The 4,716-nt window shown below is 37.1% G+C and carries 4 protein-coding genes and 1 pseudogene; 3 read left to right on the top strand and 2 right to left on the bottom strand.

What is annotated here, in order from left to right; translation table 11 throughout:
- The 3 genes from GGQ84_RS01580 to GGQ84_RS01590 all read left to right on the top strand — a co-directional run.
- The coding region (locus GGQ84_RS01580) for an NAD(P)(+) transhydrogenase (Re/Si-specific) subunit beta (protein ID WP_429158221.1) at positions 1-187 on the top strand (187 nt) is incomplete at its 5' end.
- Between the two features lie 34 nt (positions 188-221).
- Positions 222-1,421, top strand: a complete 1,200-nt coding sequence (locus tag GGQ84_RS01585) for an iron-containing alcohol dehydrogenase (RefSeq protein WP_429158223.1) — start codon at positions 222-224, stop codon at positions 1,419-1,421.
- A 34-nt stretch (positions 1,422-1,455) separates the two neighbouring features.
- Complete coding sequence (locus GGQ84_RS01590; protein WP_429158226.1) at positions 1,456-2,823, top strand: aminotransferase family protein; 1,368 nt, start codon at positions 1,456-1,458, stop codon at positions 2,821-2,823.
- A gap of 227 nt (positions 2,824-3,050) precedes the next feature.
- Here the strand turns inward: GGQ84_RS01590 and GGQ84_RS01595 are convergent, their stop codons facing one another.
- Together GGQ84_RS01595 and GGQ84_RS01600 are read right to left on the bottom strand one after the other, a co-directional pair.
- The gene (locus tag GGQ84_RS01595) at positions 3,051-4,202 is read right to left on the bottom strand and encodes a 1-propanol dehydrogenase PduQ (RefSeq protein ID WP_429158229.1); all 1,152 of its coding nucleotides are present in this window, start codon (positions 4,200-4,202) and stop codon (positions 3,051-3,053) included.
- Between the two features lie 295 nt (positions 4,203-4,497).
- A pseudogene (locus tag GGQ84_RS01600) lies at positions 4,498-4,716 on the bottom strand (glycyl-radical enzyme activating protein); the annotation flags it as partial.

Raw genomic sequence — 4,716 nt, forward strand, 5'->3', positions numbered from 1 at the left:
ACAACCAATTTATGGTATGCCGATACTAAGGGCAGATGAAGCAAAGCATGTTATTGTTTGTAACTATGACACTAAACCAGGATATGCAGGAGTTGACAACACTCTCTACACAGACGAAAAAGTAACAATGTGTCTTGGTGATGCAGCTGAAACAGTTACTGAAATACTTAAAAAAGTTAGTAACTGATTTAAGTGAATAAAAAATAAGGAGGAGTGGTGAAATGCCGGTTTTGACTATACCTAGTAGACTTGAAACAGGGGCGGGTAGCATACAAAACATAAGCCAGCTAGTAAATGCTGAAGGTTGTAGTAAGGTGCTTATAATAATGGACAATATTTTAGCTCAAGAACCGATAAGGCTAGACAAAAGAGTTACTAGTATTCTAGAACAAGCTAATATTGAGAATGCATTATTTTGTGAGTGCTTGGGTGAACCAACGGATGTGGATGTAAACAAAGCAGTAGAAATAGCAAAAAAAGTTGGTGCTGATTGTATAGTGGCCATAGGTGGGGGAAGTGCATTAGACTTAGCCAAGGCTGTAGCGGTATTTGCATGCAATGATGACATTAAGTGGAATCAAATTGCACAACAAACCTACCTAAAGTGCTTGCCTATAATAGCTGCACCTACAACTGCAGGCACTGGATCTGAAGCAACAAAAATTACTGTTATAATTAATACAGAAACAAATTCTAAAATGAACCCTGGTCACCAAGAATTAATTCCCAAGGTAGCAATTCTTGATCCTGAGTTAAGTGTAAGTCTGCCTCAAAAGTTTACTGCATTTACTGGAATGGACGCAATAACACATGCTATGGAGGGATACGTTTCCACAAGAGCGAATGAGTTGACAGATCTATACGCTCTTGAGGCTATCAGAATTTGTGGAGAAGCTCTTCCAAAAGCCTATGAAGATGGTGCAGACTTAGATGCTAGACAAAAAATGCTTCTAGGAAGCTACTATGCTGGAGTTGCCTTTTCGAATGCATCAACGAATTTAGCACATGCAGGTGGTAGAGCTTTAGGGACAGCATTCAATGTTCCACATGGGTTAAGCGTAACTTTATTATTACCCTTTGTAATGGGCCTTGGCATTGAAGCTGCTCAAGAAAGATACGCTAACGTTGCTTTAGCTTTAGGTGCAGATGAAAAACTAGGTGAAGCTAAATTAGCTAACGAAGCTATTAGAATTATAAATGAATACAATAACAAATTTGGAATATGGAATTCAGCTAAAGAGTATATTACGGATACCAATAAGTTAAGAAATTCTATATCAAAATTAGTGGAAGATACTATGATCGGTGTCAAATTAAACCCTACAGGCAATAATGGTATAATCACAAATAGAAAGGTTCCCACAGAAGAAGATGTAGCTTATATGTTTGAGCAATTGGCTAAGCGTATTGAAGAAGTTTAATATAAAAACATTTAAATTGAAGGGGGACGAAGAAATGAGTAACTATAATTCTGAAGAAATTATTGATTTAGATCGGAAGCATCTTTGGCATCATATGACCCAACATAAAGCTTTTGAAAGCAATGCACCAATGGTTATTACAGAAGGCAAAGGATTGATTGTTAAAGATTTGAATGGAAGAGAATTCTTAGATGCTTGTTCTGGAGGAGTATGGTGTGTAAATGTAGGCTATGGCGACGAACGAATGATAAATGCCATAAATGATCAAATGAAAAAAATGCCTTATTATGCTGGCGTTGCGGGAAATATTCCTGCAATTGAATTTGCAGGAAAAATTAGCTCTTTGACAGGATTGGATAAGGTATACTTCTCAAACAGTGGTTCTGAAGCAAACGAAAAAGCCTATAAAATGATAAGGCAGTACAATAGACAAAAATATCCAGATATAGATAAGTATAAAATTCTTTACCGCAAAAGAGATTATCATGGCACAACTATTGCAGCATTAAGTTCTACTGGGCAGGAACAGAGAAAAGAAAAATATGGCCCATTTGTAGAAGGGTTTGTAGAATTCCCTCATGCGTGTTGTTATCGATGTGATTTCAACAAAACCTATCCTGGTTGCGATATTGATTGTGCGCGTGTAGTAGAAAAAATTGTTCTTGAAGAAGGACCTGATACTGTTGGAGCAGTAATAGTAGAACCAATTACTGCTGGTGGAGGCGTAATTCCTCCAGTAAAAGAATATTATGAGATTCTTCAGGAAATCTGTAAAAAATATGATCTAAAGCTTATTATGGACGAAGTAGTGTGTGGTTTTGGACGAACTGGTAAAATGTTTGGGTATGAACACTATGGAGTTAAGCCCGACATAGTGACAATGGCTAAAGGTATGGCTAGTTCATATATGCCGCTATCAGGTACAGTAGTTAGTGAAGAAATCTTCAATGTGTTTAAACAGGATGGAGATGACCCTCTTTCATATTTCCGCGATATTAGCACTTATGGCGGAAGTGCTGCAGCATGCCGAGCAGGTCTTGAGAGCACAAAAATAGTCGAAGAAGATAAATTAGTAGAAAACGCTGCCCAAATGGGATCTTACTTATTGGAAAAACTTAATGAATTTAGAGATCATCCTAATGTTGGAGATGTGCGTGGTAAAGGGCTTTTGGCAGGTATAGAACTTGTTGAAGACAAAGCAAGCAAGACTCCTATGGATGAAAAGAAATTTTTAGGTGTAATAGGAAACATAGGTAAGCAAGGAGTTTTGGTTGGCAGGACTAATCGTAGCTTTAAGAATATGAATAATGTAATGAATCTTGCTCCTGCATTAATAGTTACTAAAGAAGAAATAGACAAGATTGTAACAAGTATCAAAAATGGATTAGACAGCTTGAAGTAATGGTAATTAAGCAAGTCAATCAGTACAATTAAATTAATTTTAGTTATTAAAAAAAGCAGTTCCCAACTACAAGGGATACTGCTTTTTTTGATAGAGGTTTCGGTGGAAAATAGGGCGAAGGCGAGCTACTAAATCACTAAACTACAGATTATTATGTGGTTTAGTGGTTATTTGTAACATCGGTCAAATCAGCAGTGGCTGCTAGAGCAGACATCATTATACTCGTACTAACAGTAGGCTTGTTTCAGCAATATTGCTAATTGATGCTTGGAAACAGACCTTGGATTTGTTTTTGTACATACATCATTAATAGCACTTTCTGCCATCTCATCTATTGCTGCCAAATAACTTTTTTCCTCAATACCAAGAGTTTTAAATGAATTAGGAATATTAACTTGCTGATTATAGTAGTTAAAACATTCGATTAAGCAATTGATTCGCTCAGTGGTTGTGCTCACATTAAATCCTAAAAGTGTAGAAAGAGATTCATAGGCGACACCGTGTTCTGCAGTAGTTCCATCGAGCAGTCCAGAGTTAAAGGCAATTACAGTTGGTAGCAAAATGGCATTTGCTCTACCGTGGCTAACTCCGAATCTTCCACCTATCGCATGGGCAAGACTATGAGTAATACCCAGACCAGCATTATTAAAGGCTATACCAGCCATACAGGAAGCAACATGCATGTTCTGACGAGCCCTATTGTTATTGCTTTCACCATAGGCCTTTAATAAATTGCCCAAAGCTAACTTTAGCGCTTTTCGAGCATACATTTCTGTGAAAATGTTTGCTGAATTTGCCACGTAAGCTTCTAAAGCATGGGTAATAACATCCATACCCGTATCTGCTGTTACCACGGAAGGTACAGATGAGGTTAAGGAGGCATCCAAAATAGCCACATTAGGTAGCATCAAGTGTTCTGTAAGGGGGATTTTAGTTTGTGTTTTAGTATCAGTGATCACTGAAAAAGATGTTACTTCGGATCCAGTACCACTAGTTGTTGGAATAGCGATAAAAAAAGGCTTAGCTATATTAGCTTTATGGACTAGTGCTTCTTTTGTCTTAATGCAGTAATAAATAATAGCTTTTGCAGCATCAATTACCGAGCCGCCCCCCATTGCAATAAGAGTATCTGGTTTATAATCAATAATATGATACAGTCCATTTTGTACTGTATCAAGAGTGGGGTTGGCCTCAACTGAGTCAAAAATACGGTATTCAATTCCTGCAGCTTTTAATTCTGAAGTTACTCGATCCAATAGGCCGATTTTTATAATAGTTTGATCTGTCACGATACAGACCCTTTCTGCTTTTAATTCCCTTACATAACTCAAGCTGCCTTCTCCAGTAACAATTGTTGTGTTTAAGCTAAATTTATCCATTTTAAACCTCCTAAGTCTATTAGTGTGAATAAGGCTCAATGAAAAGCATAAAAAAGGAATTAAATCCAATGTGGAGAAAAATTCAAGTGACTAGCAAGAAAACCCACAAGGAGGGAAGTCATTTGTACATTCCCCCCCAAAAAAAATAGTCTCTCGGAAACTATAATTCACTAATAACACAAGGCTTTGCGCCTTGTGTTATTAGTGTTTTCCCTTCGCTAGCTCATACGGAAAGCTTTTGTGCAATTGTAGAAAAAACAATATTGTCCGTTGTAACTGTTCGCACTTCTTAACCTTATTTTTGGGTACTCATGTTTGGAGTCTCACATCTAGAAGCAGCAACTTGTTTAAGAAATTCATATTTTTCATTACTCAACTTAACGCCTGTAAGAGGATAATCTTTACCAATATACTTATATTTTTGCTCGCCTAAACGATGGTAGGGTAAGAGCTCAAGTGTCACATTAGGCTGATCTTTAATAAAATCAGATATGGCAAGCACATCGGCTTCTGT

This window comes from Desulfitispora alkaliphila (assembly GCF_050433185.1).
Taxonomy (GTDB): Bacteria; Bacillota; Desulfitisporia; order Desulfitisporales; family Desulfitisporaceae; genus Desulfitispora; species Desulfitispora alkaliphila.

Bases quoted from the DNA above. Each gene is read 5' to 3' on its own strand.
- GGQ84_RS01585 (WP_429158223.1), top strand. From the start codon at position 222: ATGCCGGTTTTGACTATACCTAGTAGACTTGAAACAGGGGCGGGTAGC.
- GGQ84_RS01590 (WP_429158226.1), top strand. From the start codon at position 1,456: ATGAGTAACTATAATTCTGAAGAAATTATTGATTTAGATCGGAAGCAT.
- GGQ84_RS01595 (WP_429158229.1), bottom strand. From the start codon at position 4,202: ATGGATAAATTTAGCTTAAACACAACAATTGTTACTGGAGAAGGCAGC.